At 68.0% G+C, this 17,447-nt stretch carries 23 protein-coding genes, 2 tRNA genes and 2 pseudogenes; 7 read left to right on the top strand and 20 right to left on the bottom strand.

Annotation, left to right across the window (positions count from 1 at the left end):
- Positions 1-2 precede the first annotated feature (2 nt).
- The 11 genes from ACU0BR_RS10745 to ACU0BR_RS10795 all read right to left on the bottom strand — a co-directional run bounded on the left by ACU0BR_RS10745 (position 3) and on the right by ACU0BR_RS10795 (position 6,552).
- Positions 3-77 (bottom strand) — tRNA-Phe (locus tag ACU0BR_RS10745).
- A 90-nt stretch (positions 78-167) separates the two neighbouring features.
- Positions 168-374, bottom strand: coding sequence for a DNA gyrase inhibitor YacG (locus ACU0BR_RS10750; protein ID WP_446156831.1), 207 nt, complete (start codon positions 372-374; stop codon positions 168-170).
- On the bottom strand, positions 371-1,429 hold the full coding sequence (locus ACU0BR_RS10755; protein WP_446156832.1) for a ribonuclease E/G: 1,059 nt from the start codon (positions 1,427-1,429) through the stop codon (positions 371-373). The genes ACU0BR_RS10750 and ACU0BR_RS10755 overlap by 4 nt, the downstream gene beginning before the upstream one ends.
- On the bottom strand, positions 1,426-2,013 hold the full coding sequence (locus ACU0BR_RS10760; protein ID WP_446156833.1) for a Maf family protein: 588 nt from the start codon (positions 2,011-2,013) through the stop codon (positions 1,426-1,428). Before ACU0BR_RS10760 ends, ACU0BR_RS10755 begins: the two co-directional genes overlap by 4 nt.
- Before the next feature lie 5 nt (positions 2,014-2,018).
- Positions 2,019-2,237 carry a translation initiation factor IF-1 gene (gene infA / locus ACU0BR_RS10765; protein WP_007205486.1) on the bottom strand — a complete coding sequence of 73 codons (219 nt, stop codon included), beginning with the start codon at positions 2,235-2,237 and terminating at the stop codon, positions 2,019-2,021.
- Between the two features lie 159 nt (positions 2,238-2,396).
- Entirely contained in the window at positions 2,397-2,861 is a 465-nt protein-coding gene (locus ACU0BR_RS10770; protein ID WP_446156834.1) for an arsenate-mycothiol transferase ArsC, read from the bottom strand.
- A 1-nt stretch (position 2,862) separates the two neighbouring features.
- Complete coding sequence (locus ACU0BR_RS10775) at positions 2,863-3,345, bottom strand: UPF0262 family protein (RefSeq protein ID WP_446156835.1); 483 nt, start codon at positions 3,343-3,345, stop codon at positions 2,863-2,865.
- Positions 3,342-4,652, bottom strand: a complete 1,311-nt coding sequence (gene hisD, locus ACU0BR_RS10780; RefSeq protein WP_446156836.1) for a histidinol dehydrogenase — start codon at positions 4,650-4,652, stop codon at positions 3,342-3,344. The genes ACU0BR_RS10775 and hisD overlap by 4 nt, the downstream gene beginning before the upstream one ends.
- A 4-nt stretch (positions 4,653-4,656) precedes the next feature.
- Positions 4,657-5,136, bottom strand: coding sequence for a DUF2948 family protein (locus ACU0BR_RS10785; protein WP_446156837.1), 480 nt, complete (start codon positions 5,134-5,136; stop codon positions 4,657-4,659).
- Positions 5,133-6,401, bottom strand: a complete 1,269-nt coding sequence (gene murA, locus ACU0BR_RS10790) for a UDP-N-acetylglucosamine 1-carboxyvinyltransferase (protein ID WP_446156838.1) — start codon at positions 6,399-6,401, stop codon at positions 5,133-5,135. The genes ACU0BR_RS10785 and murA overlap by 4 nt, the downstream gene beginning before the upstream one ends.
- 7 nt (positions 6,402-6,408) lie before the next feature.
- Complete coding sequence (locus ACU0BR_RS10795; RefSeq protein WP_446156839.1) at positions 6,409-6,552, bottom strand: hypothetical protein; 144 nt, start codon at positions 6,550-6,552, stop codon at positions 6,409-6,411.
- A gap of 262 nt (positions 6,553-6,814) precedes the next feature.
- On the opposite strand from ACU0BR_RS10795, the gene ACU0BR_RS10800 reads away from it, so the two are divergent.
- Positions 6,815-6,889: transfer RNA gene (locus ACU0BR_RS10800), tRNA-Thr, on the top strand.
- Positions 6,890-6,979: 90 nt separating this feature from the next.
- Here ACU0BR_RS10800 and ACU0BR_RS10805 read toward each other — a convergent pair.
- A pseudogene (locus tag ACU0BR_RS10805) lies at positions 6,980-7,078 on the bottom strand (transposase); the annotation flags it as partial.
- Positions 7,079-7,128: 50 nt separating this feature from the next.
- Here ACU0BR_RS10805 and ACU0BR_RS10810 point away from each other — a divergent pair.
- A complete protein-coding gene (locus ACU0BR_RS10810; protein ID WP_446156840.1) occupies positions 7,129-7,293 on the top strand; it encodes a hypothetical protein in 165 nt (54 codons plus the stop codon).
- Between the two features lie 98 nt (positions 7,294-7,391).
- Here ACU0BR_RS10810 and ACU0BR_RS10815 read toward each other — a convergent pair whose 3' ends face one another.
- A complete protein-coding gene (locus ACU0BR_RS10815; protein ID WP_446156841.1) occupies positions 7,392-7,748 on the bottom strand; it encodes a PRC-barrel domain-containing protein in 357 nt (118 codons plus the stop codon).
- Between the two features lie 122 nt (positions 7,749-7,870).
- Positions 7,871-8,605, bottom strand: coding sequence for a M48 family metallopeptidase (locus ACU0BR_RS10820; protein WP_446156842.1), 735 nt, complete (start codon positions 8,603-8,605; stop codon positions 7,871-7,873).
- A 132-nt stretch (positions 8,606-8,737) separates the two neighbouring features.
- On the opposite strand from ACU0BR_RS10820, the gene ACU0BR_RS10825 reads away from it, so the two are divergent.
- The 3 genes from ACU0BR_RS10825 to ACU0BR_RS10835 all read left to right on the top strand — a co-directional run bounded on the left by ACU0BR_RS10825 (position 8,738) and on the right by ACU0BR_RS10835 (position 10,402).
- Entirely contained in the window at positions 8,738-8,977 is a 240-nt protein-coding gene (locus tag ACU0BR_RS10825) for a hypothetical protein (RefSeq protein WP_446156843.1), read from the top strand.
- A gap of 133 nt (positions 8,978-9,110) precedes the next feature.
- Complete coding sequence (locus ACU0BR_RS10830) at positions 9,111-9,689, top strand: nitroreductase family protein (RefSeq protein WP_446156844.1); 579 nt, start codon at positions 9,111-9,113, stop codon at positions 9,687-9,689.
- The gene (locus ACU0BR_RS10835; RefSeq protein ID WP_446156845.1) at positions 9,686-10,402 is read left to right on the top strand and encodes an EI24 domain-containing protein; all 717 of its coding nucleotides are present in this window, start codon (positions 9,686-9,688) and stop codon (positions 10,400-10,402) included. Before ACU0BR_RS10830 ends, ACU0BR_RS10835 begins: the two co-directional genes overlap by 4 nt.
- Before the next feature lie 32 nt (positions 10,403-10,434).
- On the opposite strand, the gene ACU0BR_RS10840 is transcribed toward ACU0BR_RS10835, so the two are convergent.
- Both ACU0BR_RS10840 and mce read right to left on the bottom strand, forming a co-directional pair.
- Positions 10,435-10,719 carry a DUF1467 family protein gene (locus ACU0BR_RS10840; protein ID WP_446156846.1) on the bottom strand — a complete coding sequence of 95 codons (285 nt, stop codon included), beginning with the start codon at positions 10,717-10,719 and terminating at the stop codon, positions 10,435-10,437.
- Between the two features lie 2 nt (positions 10,720-10,721).
- Positions 10,722-11,126, bottom strand: coding sequence for a methylmalonyl-CoA epimerase (mce, locus tag ACU0BR_RS10845; RefSeq protein ID WP_446156847.1), 405 nt, complete (start codon positions 11,124-11,126; stop codon positions 10,722-10,724).
- 297 nt (positions 11,127-11,423) lie between these two features.
- On the opposite strand from mce, the gene ACU0BR_RS10850 reads away from it, so the two are divergent.
- Positions 11,424-12,131, top strand: coding sequence for a response regulator (locus ACU0BR_RS10850; protein ID WP_446156848.1), 708 nt, complete (start codon positions 11,424-11,426; stop codon positions 12,129-12,131).
- Positions 12,132-12,176: 45 nt separating this feature from the next.
- Here the strand turns inward: ACU0BR_RS10850 and ACU0BR_RS10855 are convergent, their stop codons facing one another.
- The 3 genes from ACU0BR_RS10855 to ACU0BR_RS10865 all read right to left on the bottom strand — a co-directional run bounded on the left by ACU0BR_RS10855 (position 12,177) and on the right by ACU0BR_RS10865 (position 15,584).
- Entirely contained in the window at positions 12,177-12,893 is a 717-nt protein-coding gene (locus tag ACU0BR_RS10855) for a GNAT family N-acetyltransferase (RefSeq protein WP_446156849.1), read from the bottom strand.
- Positions 12,894-12,967: 74 nt separating this feature from the next.
- Positions 12,968-14,206 carry a DUF1501 domain-containing protein gene (locus tag ACU0BR_RS10860; protein ID WP_446156850.1) on the bottom strand — a complete coding sequence of 413 codons (1,239 nt, stop codon included), beginning with the start codon at positions 14,204-14,206 and terminating at the stop codon, positions 12,968-12,970.
- 13 nt (positions 14,207-14,219) lie between these two features.
- The gene (locus ACU0BR_RS10865; RefSeq protein ID WP_446156851.1) at positions 14,220-15,584 is read right to left on the bottom strand and encodes a DUF1800 domain-containing protein; all 1,365 of its coding nucleotides are present in this window, start codon (positions 15,582-15,584) and stop codon (positions 14,220-14,222) included.
- 159 nt (positions 15,585-15,743) lie between these two features.
- On the opposite strand from ACU0BR_RS10865, the gene ACU0BR_RS10870 reads away from it, so the two are divergent.
- Positions 15,744-16,220 (top strand): hemerythrin domain-containing protein, encoded by a 477-nt coding sequence (locus ACU0BR_RS10870; protein WP_446156852.1) that lies wholly within the window; start codon positions 15,744-15,746, stop codon positions 16,218-16,220.
- Between the two features lie 187 nt (positions 16,221-16,407).
- On the opposite strand, the pseudogene ACU0BR_RS10875 reads toward ACU0BR_RS10870, so the two are convergent.
- Positions 16,408-17,447: pseudogene (locus ACU0BR_RS10875) on the bottom strand (amino acid--tRNA ligase-related protein); the annotation flags it as partial.

Below are 17,447 nucleotides of genomic sequence, written 5' to 3' on the forward strand. Positions count from 1 at the left end.
AATGGTGCCCGGGGGCGGAATCGAACCACCGACACGAGGATTTTCAATCCACTGCTCTACCCCTGAGCTACCCGGGCACGGGTTGCGCTGTTGCGCTGGGGTGGCGTCGTTCTAGGCGAGGCGTTCGGTGCTGTCCAGAGGCGAATGCTTGGAAAATCGCGCAAATTTCAGTGCAGCTTGCGGCGTGCCGCGGCGGAGGGGACATCGATGCCGGCCTCCGTCCGTTCGAGGGCGGCCTCGATGTCGTCGGGGTCGGTCGAGGGGATGGCGTAGCCGCCGGTCATCCAGCGCCCCAGGTCGATGTCGGCGCAGCGGCGCGAGCAGAAGGGGCGGTACTTGGGGTCGGCGGCGCGCTTGCAAATCGGACAGTTCATCGGGGCCAGCTTTCCTTCAGGGGCAGACGGTCGCGCTTGCGCTGAAGCTCGAAGTTGCCGAGCGGCGTCCACCCGGCCAGCGAGCACTCCCCGCCGTCGGCGCGAAAGGCCGCGCCCAGGACCTGTTCCAGCGTGCGCCGGTCCTTCTTGGCCAGCGGGGCGAAGTCGATCAGGATCTGGCCGCCCAGTCCCTTCAGCCGCAGCAGGCGGGGCAAGGCGCGGGCGGCGGCGATATTGGCCTTGAGCGCGGCGGCGGGCGATGTGTCGCCGCCGGTGTTCACATCCACCGCCGTCAGCGCGCGGGTGGGCTCGATGAAGAGGACGGCGCCGCCGGGCAGATCGTGGCGCGCGGCCAGCAGGCTGTCCACGGCTTCCAGCACGCCGTGATCGGCAAAGGCGCCCTCGGCCGGGCCTACGATCTGGTCGGGCGCGGGGTCGGACCAGTCGCGCCAGGCCAACATATGCGCGTCGGGCGCATCGACCAGCAATTCGGGTGCGCCCGCCGTATCGGCCAGCACGGCCAGCGCCAGATCGCGCTGGCGGGCGATGTCGGCGGCGATATCATCGGGGTCGGCATGGGCGGCGGCGCTGCGCAGGATCAGGCCGAACCGACGGTCTTCGGCGGCGGCATCCATCAGATCATGCGCGATTTCCAGCAGGCTGTCGCGCAGGTCGTCATCGCGGATGGACCGCGCGATGTTGATGCCGGGCGCGCCGGGGGTGACAATCGCAAGCTGTCCCTTGAACAGCAGGCGCGTGCTGACGGGCAGCGCCTTGCCCTTTTCCGCCGTGCCGGTGACCTGCACCAGCAGCGGCTGGCCGGGGCTCAGCCCGCGGCTTTGCTTGAGAAAGCCGCTATGCCCGCCCGGCAGGCGCAGCATGGACCCGCCCTGCCCCTTCATCGGGCGATCGACGATGCCGCGAAAGATGGCGCCCACGCCGTCGGCCGCGCCCTCGGGCGGGTCGATCAGCAGATCCTCGATCCGGCCATCCACCATCAGCGCGGCGGCGCCGCGCCCCGCGATGCGGTCCAGAACGATCATCCTGCCTATCATGGCGTCCCCTGTCGGTTCTGGTCGGGCATCAGCCCCGCCGCGCGCAGCAATGTGGCGGTTTCCGCCAGCGGCAGCCCCACCACCGCGCTGAACGACCCGCTGATCCACGGGATCAGCGCACCGGCGGGTCCTTGGATGGCGTAGCCGCCCGCCTTGCCGCGCCAGTCATCGGTGGCAAGATAGGCGTTCAGTTCCAGATCGGACAGCCGCTTCATCTTGACGGCGGTGACGACATCGCGCTGCCAGACCCGCTCGGCGGTGCGCAGGGCGATGGCCGTGACCACCCGGTGGCGGCGACCGGAAAGGCGCAGCAGGAATTCGGCCGCCTCGCCCGCGTTGCGCGGCTTGCCCATGATCCGCCGCCCCAGCGCCACGGTGGTATCGGCGCAAAGAACGGCCTCATCCGGTGCCAGGGCCACGGCGGCGGCTTTCTCGCTGGCCATGCGGCCGCAATAGGGGCGCGGCAACTCGCCTGGGGCCGGGGTTTCATCGATGTCGGGGGCGCGGATGTCGTGCGGAACGATCCCGATCTGTGCCAGAAGCTCCAGCCGCCGCGGGCTGCCGGAGCCGAGAACCAGACGCATGGGCCTTACTTGAAGCGGTAGTTGATGCGACCCTTGGTCAGGTCGTAGGGGGTCATCTCGACCTGAACCTTGTCGCCTGCAAGGACGCGGATGCGGTTCTTGCGCATCTTGCCTGCCGTATGCGCGATGATCTCATGGCCGTTTTCCAGCTCGACCCGGAATGTCGCGTTCGGCAAGAGTTCCTTAACGACACCGGGAAATTCGAGCAGTTCTTCCTTGGCCATGTTCACTCCATAATTATTAACCCGTTCTTCGGGCGTGCCACTAAATGCGCCCGTTCAGAAAGGTTTTCAAGGCCGGATCACGCTGTTTCGCCGATTGTGACCGCCCCCACCCCTGCATCAGGACGCGTAAAGGGCAAAAATCGGCCTGTCGCGCTGCCCTCAGCCGGTTGCGGCGGCGTCGGGGGGGCCGAAACGGCTGACGATCCGCTCCCGGATCTGTTCGCGGGTCTGGCGATAGGCCGCCAGCTTGGCCTCGCGTGATTCGCCCAGCCCCGTCGGATCGAGGACCGGCCAGTATTCGACATCCAGGTGAAAGTAGCGCGTCATTTCCAGCGCCTGCCGCTGACTGGCGGGCGACAGCGCCACGACCAGATCGAACCCCGACAGATCGTCGCCCCATTCCTGCATCTCGTCGAAGCTGCGCGCGCGGTGGCGGTCCAGTTCCACCCCGATCTCGCGGCAGACGGCGATCGAGAAACCGTCGATTTCCATATCGTTGCGCACCCCCGCCGACTGGATATAGGCGGCATGGCCGTAGAAAGCCTTCATCATGCCCTCGGCCATGGGGGAGCGGACGGCATTGTGGTCGCAGCAGAACAGAACCGAAGAGGGCAGATCCGCCACCTCAGCCCCCGAAATGCAGGACGCAGATCAGGGTGAACAGGCGGCGCGCGGTGTCTATGTCGACCTCGGCCTTGCCGGAAAGGCGTTCCTGCAAGACGCGCGCCCCCTCGTTGTGGATGCCGCGCCGGGCCATGTCGATCGCCTCGATCTGGCTGGGGGGCCGCTTCTTGACCGCGTCGAAGTAGCTTTCGCAGATCTGGAAGTAATCCTTCACCACCTGGCGAAAGGGCCCCAGCGACAGGTGAAAGGCCCCGGCGGGATCTTCGGCCTCGGTCGTCAGATCGAAGACCAGGTGGCGTTCGCGTATCGCGAGGCTGAGCCGGTAGGGCCCGTCGGGCACCGTCCGGTCGGCGCGCGCGGGCAGATGGAAGGAGTTGTCCTCCAGCAGATCGAAAATCGCCACGCGGCGTTCCTGCTCGATCTCCGCGGTGGGCGGCGGCAGGTTGGAATCGTCCAGCTGCACGTGGATCAGGCGCCCGGTCATCGGGCGGGTCCGTTCAGCCGGTCGAGGCGGGCCCGCACCGACAGGCCGTGCGCCTCCAGGCTTTCGGAACGCGCCAGCCGTTCCGCGGCCGGGCCGACCGAGGACAGCGCCTGCGGCGTCATGCGTGCCAGCGTCGTGCGTTTCATGAAATCCAGCACCGACAACCCCGAGGAGAACCGCGCCGAGCGCGCCGTGGGCAGCACGTGGTTCGGCCCGCCCACGTAATCGCCGATCGCTTCGGGCGTCCAGGCGCCCAGAAAGATCGCGCCCGCGTGGCTGATGCGGTCGGCCAGCGCCTCGGGCTCGGCCACGCAAAGTTCCAGATGTTCGGGCGCGATGCGGTCGGCCAGCGCGGCCGCCTGCGCCAGATCGGACACGGTGATGACGGCGCCGAAATCGCGCCAGCTTGCGGCGGCGATGGCGCGCCGGTCCAGGGTCTGCAACCGCGCCTCGACGGCCTGCGCCACGGCGCGGCCGAAATCGGCGTCGTCGGTGATCAGCAGCGATTGCGCGCTTTCGTCGTGTTCGGCCTGGCTCAGCAGATCGAGCGCGATCCAGTCGGGATCGTTGTCGGCATCCGCGATGACCAGGATTTCCGACGGGCCGGCGATCATGTCGATGCCCACCTTGCCGAAGACCCGCCGTTTCGCGGCGGCGACAAAGGCGTTGCCCGGCCCGGTGATCTTGTCCACCGGCGTCACGGTCTGCGTGCCATAGGCCAGCGCCGCGATCGCCTGCGCGCCGCCGAGGCGATAGACCGTATCCACCCCCGACAGCTGTGCGGCCAGCAGGACCAGCGGGTTGACCACGCCATCGGGCGTCGGCACCGTCACCACCAGCCGCTGCACCCCCGCCACCTGCGCGGGGATCGCGTTCATCAGCACCGACGAGGGATAAGAGGCAAGCCCGCCCGGCACGTAAAGCCCCGCCGCCGATACCGGCCCCCAGCGCCAGCCCAGCGTGGCGCCGGCCGCGTCGGTCCAGCTTTCGTCCTGCGGCAGCTGGCGCTCATGATAGGCCCGGATGCGCGCCGCCGCCTGTTCCAGCGCGGCGCGGTCCTCGGCGCTGACACGAGCGCAATTCGCGTCGATCTCGGCCTGCGAGAACGCCAGCGTCTGCGGCGTCAGGGCCTGCCTGTCGAATTGTTCGGTCAACGCGATCAGCGCGGCGTCGCCCTCGGCGCGCACCCGCGCGATGATCGCGGCGACGGTGTCATCCACGTCGGGCGCATCCTCGCGCTTGGCGCCCAGCAGGGCGGCGAAATTGGCCTCGAACGCGGGATCGGCGGCATCCAGAAACTGTGCCATGGGCTTATTCCGGGTGCCGCGGCGCCTGCCCCGACGGCGCGCCGTAAGGGCGCGTCACGTCACGCAGCGAGACATCGAGACACTCCACCTCCAGCGCGATTTCCCCGTCCCCGGCCAGCACCAGGACCACCCGTCCGGCGCCATCCTGTCCGGGATGGAATTCCAGCGACAGCAGCGACAGGACCAGATCCTTGTCGGCACGGTCCACGCCCTGCGACGACACGCCCATCACGCCGTGAAAGGCCAGCACGCATTGCACGCGCTCATAACCGCGCCCGCGCCGTTCGGCGGCGTCGCGGTCTTCCCAGCGAAAGCGGTTGACCAGCAGCGCGAAACGCCTTTGCCGCCGCTCCCATTTCATTTCGGTGATCGGAAAGACCGCGTCCTGCACCAGCGACGAGATGACCGGCAGATCCTCGGCTTCGATTGCCATCAGGCGCAGCGGACGATCCTGACCTTCGGTAAAAGTGGCGTCTCTGGTCATTTCGTGGATACCCTTTCGACCTGCGCGCCGCAGGCGCTCAGCTTGGCTTCCAGCCGCTCGTAGCCGCGATCCAGGTGATAGACCCGCCCCACGAGCGTCTCGCCCTCGGCCGCCAGGCCCGCGAGGATCAGCGACACCGAAGCGCGCAGATCGGTCGCCATCACCTTGGCGCCGCGCAGCTTTTCCACGCCGTGCACCGTGGCGGTGCCGCCATGCACGTCGATGCGCGCGCCCATGCGCATCAGTTCGGGCGCATGCATGAAGCGGTTTTCGAAGATACGTTCCTCCAGCACGCTGGTGCCCTCGGCGGTGCACATCAGCGCCATCATCTGTGCCTGCAGGTCGGTGGGAAAGCCGGGGAAGGGTTCGGTCACGACATCCACGGCGCCGATCCGCCCGTTCTTGCGGCTGACCTTGAGGCCCTTTTCGGTTTCGGTGACCGACACGCCCGCGGCGTCCAGCTTTTCGCAGAATGCCTCGACCAGATCGATGCGCCCGCCCAGCAGCTCGACCTCGCCGCCGGCGATGGCGGGGGCCAGCATGTAGGTGCCCAGCTCGATCCGGTCGGCCACCACGGGATGCGTGGCCGCGCCCAGCCGGTCGACGCCCTGCACGGTGATCGTGTCGGTGCCGTCGCCCTCGATCTGCGCGCCCATGCGGCGCAGGCAGTCGGCCAGATCGACGATCTCGGGTTCGCGCGCGGCGTTTTTAATGACGGTCGTGCCCTTGGCCAGCGTCGCGGCCATCAGCACGTTTTCGGTGGCCCCGACCGAGACGATGGGGAAATCGACCGTCCCGCCCTTCAGCCCGCCGGGCGCCTTGGCATGAACATAGCCGTCGCGCAGGTCCAGATCCGCGCCCAGCGCCTCCAGCGCCTGCAGGTGCAGATCGACGGGCCGCGCGCCGATGGCGCAGCCGCCCGGCAGCGACACGACGGCGTGACCGTCGCGCGCCAGCATCGGGCCCAGGACCAGGATCGAGGCGCGCATCTTGCGCACGATGTCGTAATCGGCCGTGTGGTTGTGGATATCGTGCGACGACAGCGCCAGCACCTGCCCATCCTGCATCGAACAGGCCTCGGCGCCCAGCGATTGCAGCAGCGTGGTCATCGTCTTGATGTCCGACAGCCGCGGCGCATTGGTCAGCGTCAGCGGCTCTTCGCTCAGCAGGGTGGCGGGCATCAGCGTCAGACAGGCGTTCTTGGCGCCCGCGATGGCGATCTGCCCGTTCAGAGCGGCCCCGCCCTTTACCAGTATCGAATCCATAAGTCGGTCAGTCCTGCTCTTTTTCCGACGCCTTCCGCGCCCGCGTCTGCGCCTTGCGCCTGGCCAGGTTGGCCTTCAGCTGCGCTTTCAGCCGGTCTTCGCGGATCTGCGCTTCACTGCGCTGCGGCGTTTCATCGGATTTGCGTGTCATGGCACTCTGTAACTCAGGGGGGCGGGGGCGTCCAGAAATTGCAAGGCCCCTCCCCTTCGGCATCGTATCGTCCCCGTTGCGCAAGGCAGTGGCGCGCGGGCGGTGTCGCGCAGGGCAGTGTCGCGCGGCGTCGGACCGCCTGGCGCGGCCGCGTGAAAGGAAACCCCGATTCCCCGGCAATTTCGGCTTGCGTCACCGCGGGAATGCGTCTACTCACCCGCCACGTCGAACGGGCCCGACAACAAGACGCGCGCCCCGGAATGCTGTGGTAGCTCAGTGGTAGAGCACACCCTTGGTAAGGGTGAGGTCGAGAGTTCAATCCTCTCTCACAGCACCACCCCTCGCCCCCTGCTCGCATCATCCAGGACTCCGGTCATGGCGGCCCGCTATGGCAGCGTCAGTTCGGCGGGCAGCTTCTTCAGCTTCAGCGTCTGACCTCCGACACCGTCCTGCCGCCGAACCTGGCCTTCCAGTTGTAGAAGGTGCCCTCCGATATGCCGTGCTTGCGGCACAGCTCCGCGCACTGGCCGCGCCTCCTTCAAAGACCCTGAAATCGCCGAGGGCGGCGACAGCGAAATGCTGGCGACCGGCTTTTCGAACCTGACCGGGCATCCGTCCATTGCCCTGCCCTGCGGGATGGCACACGGGCTGCCGGTCAGCCTGCAGCTGACCGGGCGGCACGGCCAGGATGCGGCCTTGCTCAGCATTGCCGCCCAGATCGAAAGACAGCTCGCGAGCTGAAACGCGAAAAGGCCCCGCACGGCTGCGGAGCCTTGAGCTTTGACGGCCTTTCGCACCCCCGGGACTTGACGGCACCCTCCGTCAGCTCCCCGGCCGCGTCAGATCCAGTAGGGCGGCACGCCATAATAGCTGAAGGTTTCCTCCTCCCAGCGGCGATCGCGGTACCAGTCGTCGCGCTTGCGCGGCGCGCCCTCGAGGGTGGATTTGTCGATATCGGTGACGAAACCATCCTTGGACACGTCATAGCTCAGCTTGTCCCACGGCACCGGGTGAGTGTCCTCGCCCATGCCCAGGAACCCGCCGAAATTCATCACCGCATAGGCGACCTTGCCGGATTTCTTGTCGATCATGAGGTGATCGATATGGCCCAGCTCCTCGCCCGCATGGCTGTAGACATAGGTTCCGTTCACATCCGAAGACGACACCATCGAAGACGTTGCAGTTGCGGTAGTCATTTGAGGCTCCTCCTGTTCGGGTCACTCGACACCACAACGCGCCCGGGCGGGGCGCGTTCCGGTCCCGCCCGGCAATGGGGCGCGATCGGCAGAACTTGGCGCATGGGACGCCCGGGCGGCGCCTAGCGCAGCCCCGCGACCGTCTGGCGCACGACCTCCGCGCGTTGCGCATTGGGCGGATGCGTCCCGAGGAACCTGTCGCCGGGGTCGGGGATGCGCCCGAAAAACGCGGCCCCCTTCAGCGGATCGTAGCCCGCGCGATAGGCGACCAGCGTGCCCAGCTTGTCGGCCTCAAGCTCCAGATCCTTGGCATAGCGGCGTGAGCCCACGGTGGCGCCGACGCGCTGCGCGCTTTGGATGGTGGCCTCGCTCGCCCCCGTGAGCGAGGCCAGCACACCCGCCAGAACGGCGCCCTGCGCGGCACTGGCCTGCTGGCGGGGGATGTGTCCGGCAATGTGGTGCGCGGCCTCATGGCCCATGACGAACGCCAGCTCATCGCGGTTGCGCGCATCGGCGATCAGCGCCAGCGTGAAGACCACATAGGGCCGCCCGTTGGCATCGAGCGTCTGGAACGCGTTGGCGGGCTGGCCCGGCCGGTCGTCGACCGCGATCTGGAAATCGCAATTCGCCGCGCGGCGCCTTTCTCGGCAAAGCCGTTCCGCCACCGGCTCCACCTGGGCCGCCACCGCGACGAAATTCTTCACCGCGGTGCGCGGCGGAATCCGGTCGACTGCCGGTTGCGGAACGGGGGATTGCGGCACGCGCGCGCCCCCTTCGGGCACGGGCGCAGGGGTGACGACGACGCCGCCACAGGCCGACAACAGGCCCGCGAACGCCAGCACGGCAAACATTCTCATTGGTTTCCTCCAGCAGCTTTCGCACAGAAGGTAACACCCGCGCCCGGATTGGCCAGCCCATGCCAGGCAATTGCGCGACGCCCCGCGCGGTTGCCGCTTTCATTGGCCCCGAAGCCGCCCTAGATTACCTTCATGTTTACGATAGAACACGATTTCGACGCCACCGTCATCACCCTCGTGGATGAGGAAGGTCCGCCGCTTCAGGAGGACATCACCATCAATGCCTTCGAGGAATGCGTGACGCTGGAACAGCTCGACCCGCGCACGGACAGGGTGCAGAGGATCACCCTCTCGCCCATGATGCTGCGCGATCTGGCGGCGGCGCTGAACCTGCCCGAGGGGGTGTACCGCCTGAAACCCGCCGCGCGGTGACCCGCCGTCGCCCGCGCCGCGCGGCGCGCCACTCCACCGTTCATTGTCGTTCAAATATCCCGGCGCCCCGCCCGACACGTCCGGCGCACTCGGGCGTCGGGGCCAACCGGAACCAAAAGGGACCCGTCACACCATGCTTCAGCCCAACCCCGCCGCGCTTGATTTCCTGCTGACGCGGCGCTCGCGTCCGGCCAAGACGCTGATCGCGCCGGTGCCCGACACGGATCAGCTGCGCGTGCTGCTCGAGGCCGCCGCGCGCAGCCCCGATCACGGCAAGCTCGAACCCTGGCGCTTCATCGTGCTGACCGGCCCCGCACTCAGGCGGCTGGCGGCCCGGGTGCCCGCGCGCGGCGCGGCGCTGGGGATCGCGCCCGACAAGATCGCCAAGATGCACGACCAGCTGGCCGAGGCGGAGCTTGCGGTCGCGGTGATCGCGGCGCCGGTCGCCTCGGACAAGATACCGCAGATCGAACAGGTGCTGTCGGCGGGCGCGGTCTGCCTGGCGCTGCTGAACGCGGCGCTGGCGGCGGGATGGGGGGCGAACTGGCTGTCCGGCTGGGCTAGCCACGACCGCGACTTCGTCGAGGCCAACCTTGGCCTGGGCCCGAGCGAATTCGTCGCGGGCTTCATTCACATCGGTTCCGAGGCCAGCGCCCCGCCCGAACGCCCCCGCCCCGACCTCGCGGCCATCACCACCTGGGTCCGCGCATGATCTTGCGTGCGGTTTTCGCAGCGCTCGCGCAATTGGGCGATCCGCGGTTCCGCCGCGTGCTGCTGCTGGGGCTGGCGCTGACGATCGGCCTTTTGCTGGGCATCGGGACGCTGTTCATCTGGGGGGTGCAATGGCTGATCCCCGATACGTTGTCGCTGCCCTGGATCGGTGACATCACCTGGCTGGACAGCCTCGGCACGGTGGCCGGCGGGCTGTTGATGCTGGTCCTGTCGGTGTTCCCGATGGTGCCGGTCGCCTCGGCCTTCACCGGCTTTTTCCTCGAAGACGTCGCCGAAGCCGTCGAAAGCCGTCATTACCCCGGCCTGCCGCCCGCGCGCCGCCAGTCTCTCGCGGACCAGCTGCGCGAATCGGCCGGGTTCCTGCTGTTGCTGATCGGCGTGAACATGGTGGCGTTGCTGGTTTACCTATTGCTCGCCCCGGCCGCGCCGCTGATTTTCTGGTCGGTGAACGGCTTTCTTCTGGGGCGGGAATATTTCCAGATGGTCGCGCTGCGCCGGATGCCGCGGGCCGAGGCGGTGGCCCTGCGCAGGCGCCATGCGGGCACGATCTTTCTGGCCGGGGCGCTGATGGCGGTACCGCTCAGCCTGCCGCTGGTGAACCTGCTGGTGCCGATCGTCGGCGCGGCGAGCTTCACGCATCTCTACCACGCGCTCACCGGCCGTTCCGAAACTCTCGCCGCGCCCGAACGCTGAAGCGCCGTCGCTGTCGCCGTCGCCGTCAGGCCTCACTGATCCAGCGGCGGCGGCCCGAAACGGTGAAACAGGTCGAAATCCTCGATCCCGATCATCCCCGACAGGATGATCGCGCAGAAGATCGCCCACAAAGGAACCGTGATCAGCGTCACGATCCATGCGGTGCGCTTCAGCCCCGCATCGGCCGGGGCGGAGGCGGGCGTGCCGGGCACCACGGACCCGGCCTCGGCCTGGGTGCGCGTGCGCAGCGGCAGCACGATGAAGAGCGTCAAGAACCAGATGACGGCAAACAGGACGATGGCGGATGTGATGGCCATGTTCAAATCTCCTCCAACTCTAGCAGGGTGCCGTTGAAATCCTTGGGGTGCAGAAACAGCACCGGCTTGCCATGGGCGCCGATGCGCGGCTCTGCCCCGCCCAGCACGCGTGCGCCCTCGGCCAGCAGCCGGTCGCGCGCGGCCTGGATGTCCTGCACCTCATAGCAGATGTGATGAATCCCGCCCGCCGGGTTCTTTTCCAGAAACGCCGCGATCGGGCTGTCCGCGCCCAGCGGGCTCAACAATTCGATCTTGGTGTTGGGCAGGTCGATGAACACGACCGTGACGCCGTGATCGGGTTCATCCTGCGGGGCGCCGACCGTGGCGCCCAGCGTATTCGCGTATTGCGCCGAAGCCGCCCGCAGATCGGGCACGGCAATCGCCACATGGTTGAGACGTCCGATCATTGCACACTCCCACTCGAGACACCCCCGGACCCGGGGGAGGAAAAGGCCGCTGCCGGTCTTATCGCCGCTGGGGCGCGTCGGCACAAGCACGCGCAGGCAACACGCGGTCGGCCAATAGGACGCAGCCCCCTGCCCGCGCGGCTGACGCCTCCGCGCCGCCTGCACGTCGGCACCGATAGCCACGCGGGACCGGAGGGCAGTGGATAGTTTCCGCGCGCAAAGTTTCGCCCCCCCCGTTAACGTCCCGTCAAGGAGTACGGAGGTAGAGAAGGATGAGACCAAAAAGGATGCAAAACCGTGATTGCAAGAAACGCACTTTCCGCCCTCACCCCTGCGCCCTGCGCCGAACGGCCGCTTCAGGGCATGACGGTTCTCATGGTCGACGACAGCCGATTCGCCTGCGATTCGCTGCGGCTGATGTGCATGGCCAGCGGCGCGCGCATCCGCCGCGCCGACAGCCTGGCCGCCGCCCGACGGCATCTGGAATGCTACCGCCCCCGGGTCGCGGTCGTGGATCTGGGGCTGCCCGACGGCTCGGGGCTGGAGCTGATCGCGGACTTGTCGCGCGCCCCCGAGGCGCCGCTGCTGCTGGCGATTTCCGGCGAATCGCGGGGCCGCGAGGCGCAGGCCGCAGGCGCTGCCGCCTTCCTGGAAAAACCGCTCCGCAGCCTGGCCGCGTTTCAGCGGGCGATCCTCGACAACCTGCCGACCGAGGAAACGGTCGTCCCCAGCCCGTCCGACACGCCGATCACACCCGATCCGCTGGCCCTTCTGGACGATCTGGAACACGCCGTGACCCTGCTGGCGGAGGGGGACGCCTCGGCTGAACGCATCTCCTATGTCGCGCAATTCGTGTTCGGGCTCGCGCAGCTTGTGCAGGATGCCGATCTGGCGCGCGCCTGTCAGGGACTGCGCCGCGCCGTCGGCACCCCGGTCCAGCGCATACAGACGCAGCAGCTGCATGGCCTTCTGGCGCGGCGCAGGATGCAGGGCATCCCCGCCTGATCGCGGGGGACAGCGCCGCCCTTCAGCCCGCCACAGCCCGCCCGCTCAACCGAGCGCGGGGTCGCGGCCCGGCCGCACCAGCCGCGTCAGGTCGCTCAGCCGTTCACGCTGCTTGCCCGACGCATCGAAATTCGACGGGTCCAGCCAGATCCCGAACGCTTCGCGCAGGGCGGGCCACTCCTTGTCGATGGCCGCGAACCAGGCGGTGTCCCGGTTGCGGCCCTTGACCACGGCGGCCTGGCGAAAGATCCCCTCATATGACAGCCCCAGCCGTTGCGCGGCCCGCCGCGACGGCAGGTTGAGCGCATCGCATTTCCACTCAAACCGGCGGTAGCCATTATCGAAGGCCCAGGCCATCATCAGAAAGAGCGCCTCCGTCGCCGCGCGGCTGCGTTGCAGGCGGGGCGACAGGTTGATGTGGCCGATCTCTATGCTGCCCGCCTCGGGGGCGATGCGCAGGAAACCGGCGATGCCGCACCACGCGCCCTCGGCCCGCGACTGAATGGCGTAAAACAGCGGATCCTCGGCCGGGGCGACTTCCCGCGTCCAGCGATGATAGTCGGCCTCGGATCCGAAAGGCCCGTAGGGCAAGAAATCCCAGATCGCATCGCTGGCGACATTGGCGCGGTGGATCTGCGCCGCGTGGCGGTCCGGGTCCAGCGGTTCAAGCCGCGCGTAACGGCCCTGCATCGCCTTTTTGGCGGGGCGCGGCGGCGGGGTCCAGCCGGGCAGCCTTTCGTCAAGCTTGCGCGCTCGTGACATGTTTTCTCCGCGCTTTCTCCGCGTCGTGGACTCGACGGAGGCCCGGCGCGACAAGGGCCGCCTGGGTCGGCCGATCATGCCAGGATATGCGGATCATCCCCCATGTCGAGCCCCGGAAAGACCGTCGCCTCCAGCTCGGCGCGCGAAAGCCCGTACATCGCGCGCATCGCCCAGGCGGCATAGGCGCGCACATCCTGCGTCGGCATCAGGTCGCGCCCGTCCAGCAGATCGCCGTCGCCCAGACCCGGCCAGCGGCCATGCACCTTCGCCCCCGCCAGGGCGCCGCCCGCCATCACCATCACCCCGCCGGTGCCGTGATCGGTGCCCTGCGATCCGTTTTCGCGCGCGGTCCGGCCGAACTCGGTCATCGCGAGAACGGTGGTCTTTTCCCACACCAGCCCCAGTTCGCGCCGCAGCATCAGGATCGCCTCCGACAGCTTGGCCCCCTGCCTGAGCATCGAGCGCGACTGCCGCTTGTGCGTATCCCACCCATTGATGGAAAACGCCGCGATGCGCGTATCCGCCAGCAGGCGCTGCGCGGCGAAACGCGCAAGCACATCGGCGTCACCGTCGGTCTTGCTGCCCGCGGTCATCTGCCGGATTGCCTGCATCCCGGCCGCGTATCCGCCCGCGCCGCCGGTCCCGCCGCCCCCGCCAAGCGACGCGGCAAGCTCGATCGCCTCTTCGGCCGATTGCATGAACAGCGCGTCCTCATGGTAGACTTCGCTCAGCAACCGGCGGCTGGCCTCGGTCATTTCCAGCCGGGTATCGGGGGCCCAGTTCAGCACCGGCGCCTCGCCGGTCAGAATGCGCATCCGGTCGCGCCCCACGGCAAAGGCGGTGGCGGTCTGCATCCCCGGCACCACCTGCAACATGCGGTTCAGCCAGCCCTGCCGCGCGAGCGCGCCGGTGATCTCGGGGCTGGTGCCCGCCTCCAGCATGTCCTGTCCGTCGAAATGGCTGCGCCCGTCGCGATAGGGCGTGGATACCGCATGGGCAAAGGCGAGCTCTCCCTTCTTCCATAGCGGCAGCAGCTCGCCGAAGCCCGCGTTCAGCGCGTAGAACCCATCCAGATCCACGGCGCGGCCGCCCCCGGGCCCGACCGACAGCGTGGGCCGCAGAAAGTCCAGATCGCCGTCGCCATAGGGCTGCACCACATCGAGCCCGTCCATCGCGCCGCGCAGCACCATCACCACCAGGCGATTTTCGGTAGGTGCGCTCGCCAGGCTCATCGTGGTCAGCAACGGATGCGCCGCCGCCGAACAGCCCAGCAGGGCCGAGGTCTTCAGAAATCCGCGCCGATCCATGCCCATCACAGCCCCCACCCTATCGCCGGTTGAATTCGGGAGACGACAGGATCACACCCACGCCCTCCCAACGCGTCTGCGCGGCCCGCGCCGCCCATGACAGCGTGGCGCCCGCGGTCCCGCCCAGCGCCACCTGCAGGAATTCGCGCGGGTCCGGCAGATCGGGGCGCAGCGCGCGCGGCACCGCCATCGCCCATTGGATGCGCGCGGCCAGCCCCTGCGGAGTGATCCAGGCCTCCCGCGCCTCGGGCCAGCCGTTGGGCGCCGGAGGCGACTGGAACTTCTGCCCCATCGCATTCATCGGTGCGAAGACATATTGCCGCGCGGTCTGATACTTCAGCCCCGACAGCTCGTCCTCGGCCAGATCCAGCGCGCGCATCGACGAAATCAGGAAATCGATCGGCCGCTTTGCCTTGGCCCCGAAATCGCGCCAGGCGGCGGGATGATCGAGCATCGCGCCATAGGCCGCGGACAGATCGCCGTCGCTTTTCATGTAGGCCTGCGCGATAGCCTCGACCAGCCCCGCCTCCGGGGTGTCGGCGACAAAATGCACCGCCAGCTTGCGCGCCAGATGCCGGGCGGTGGCGGGATGCACCGCCAGATCCTCCAGCATCCGCTCGATATCGGCGCGCGCGGGACGCCCCCCGCCATAGCTGCGCCCGAGCACCGTTTCCGCGCCCGGCTCCGCGACGTTGGGACGGAACCGCACATCGCGGAAATTATCGGCCGACAACCCCGTCAAGAGCTTGGCAAGCTCGCGCACATCCTGCTGGGTATAGGGGCCGTCCGCGCCCAGCGTGTGCAGCTCCAGCAACTCCCGCGCGAGGTTTTCGTTCAGACCGCGGTGCTTCTTCAGGCCCACCGGCGAGTTGGGCCCGAAGGAGCGCTGCTGGTCGAGGTAGAGGATCATGACCGGATGAAAGATCGCGGCCTTCAGCAGGTCGGAAAACCGCCCCGCCACATGCGGACGCAGCGCGCCGTCGACATAATTGCTGACGACGCCACGCAAAGCGCGCCCCTGCGCCACGGTGGTGAAATGGTCAGCCCAGAACAGCACCAGCCGTTCGCGAAACGCATCGGAGGCATAGATCGCCCGCGAAAACAGGGCCATCGCATCCGCAAGCCGCACCGCGCGCATTTCGCGCGACGCGGTCTTGCGCTGCGCAAGGTCGGCCGACATGCCGCTCTTGGCCGCCTTGCGCGCCGCGATGAAACGCTGCCCCAACGCCTGACGGTCCCGCATCGAGGTGACGGGGAAACGCGCGGCCATCGCGTCGGGCGCGGCAAGCCGCGCCAGGATCTCCCCCGCATCTCGGGGCGCGTCATGGCGCGGGGACAATCCGGTTCCGAAACGGATCGCGGCGTAGTCGGCGGCGGTTGCCATCGGATCTTCCTCCAGCAGGCGGTGCGCGCGATCATATCATGCCTCGGCTCATCCGCACGCGCTGAAATCGCGGCCCTTCCCGGCGCGGCGCGCATCGGCGGAACTCCGCGAAGCGGCGCGGCGTTGAACGGCAGACCCAATTACATGCCGGAGCATAAGATGACCTCGATTTACAGCGCGATCAAGGATGACCACGACCGCCACCGCGTCCTGCTGGACCGGATCGCCGACACCTCGGGCGCCAGCGAGGCGCGCCAGAGCGCCTGGACGGAATTCTATTACGAGGTCAAATCCCATGCCGCCGCCGAGGAGGAGACCTTCTACTCCAAGCTGATCAGCGAAACCTGGGGCCAGGACAGCGCCCGCCATTCGGTGCATGAACACCAGCAGCTCGACGACCTGATGGAAGAGCTCCACAACATGGACATGGCCTCATCGGGCTGGATGGCCAAGTTCAAGACGCTGCGCCACGACTACGAACACCACATCGACGAGGAGGAGGACGAAGTCTTCACCCGCGCGCGCGAGGTCATCGACGACAAGGAGATCGAGGGCTACGGCCAGCGCTTCCTCGCCCGCAAGAAAGAGGAGCGCGCCCTCGTCGACCGGAAGACCGAAGACAGTCTAGAGGACTGAGCCGCTCCCGCCCCGCTCCGCGCTCTGGCGCGGCGCGGCAGGGCGCCTTCGGCGAGAGTATTTGGACCAAGAAGAAGCCGCGCGCCTTCTTTTCGGCCCAAATACTCCCCCGCCGGAGGCGTCTGCAGATCGGGCCGGGCACGGCTTTCGCAAGGCAGCGCGGGAGGCCCGGTCGGGGGCTTTCGCGTCAGTCCTCGGGGGGGAGCACGCGCAGGCGAAGCTCGCGCAGCTGCTCGTTCGTGGGATCGGAGGGCGCGTTCATCATCAGATCCTCGGCGCGCTGGTTCATCGGGAACATGATGACCTCGCGGATGTTCGCTTCCTCGGCCAGCAGCATCACGATCCGGTCGATGCCGGCGGCGCAGCCCCCGTGGGGCGGCGCGCCGTACTGGAACGCCTTGACCATGCCGCCGAAGCGCTTTTCGACCTCCTCGCGGCCGTAGCCTGCCAGCTCGAACGCCTTGAACATGATCTCGGGGCGGTGGTTGCGGATCGCGCCCGACACCAGCTCATAGCCGTTGCAGGCCAGGTCGTACTGATAACCCAGCACCTCCAGCGGATCGCCCTCCAGCGCGTCCATCCCGCCCTGCGGCATGGAGAAGGGGTTGTGGGAGAAGTCGATCTTGCCGGTTTCCTCGTCGCGCTCGTACATCGGGAAATCGACGATCCAGGCAAAGGCGAAGCGGTCCTTGTCGGTCAGCCCCAGCTCTTCGCCGATCACGGTACGCGCGCGGCCCGCGACCGCCTCGAACGCCGCGGGCTTGCCGCCGAGGAAGAAGGCCGCGTCGCCCACGCCCAGCCCCAGCTGCCGGCGGATCGCCTCGGTGCGTTCGGGGCCGATGTTCTTGGCCAGGGGGCCTGCGGCCTCCAGCCCTTCGCCCTGATCGCGCCAGAAGATGTAGCCCATCCCCGGCAGGCCTTCCTTCTGCGCGAAGGCGTTCATGCGGTCGCAGAACTTGCGGCTGCCGCCGCCCGGCGCGGGGATCGCGCGGATCTGGGTGCCGTCCTGTTCCAGCAGCTTGGCGAAGATCGCAAAGCCCGAGCCTGCGAAATGCTCCGACACGACCTGCATCTTGATCGGGTTGCGCAGGTGGGCTTGTCGGTGCCGTACCACAGCGCCGCATCGGCATAGCTGATCTGCGGCCAGACGGCGTCCACCGTGCGGCCGCCGCCGAATTCCTCGAACACGCTCTGGATCACCGGCTGGATGGTGTCGAAGACATCCTG

The sequence above is a fragment of the Brevirhabdus sp. genome (assembly GCF_052826345.1).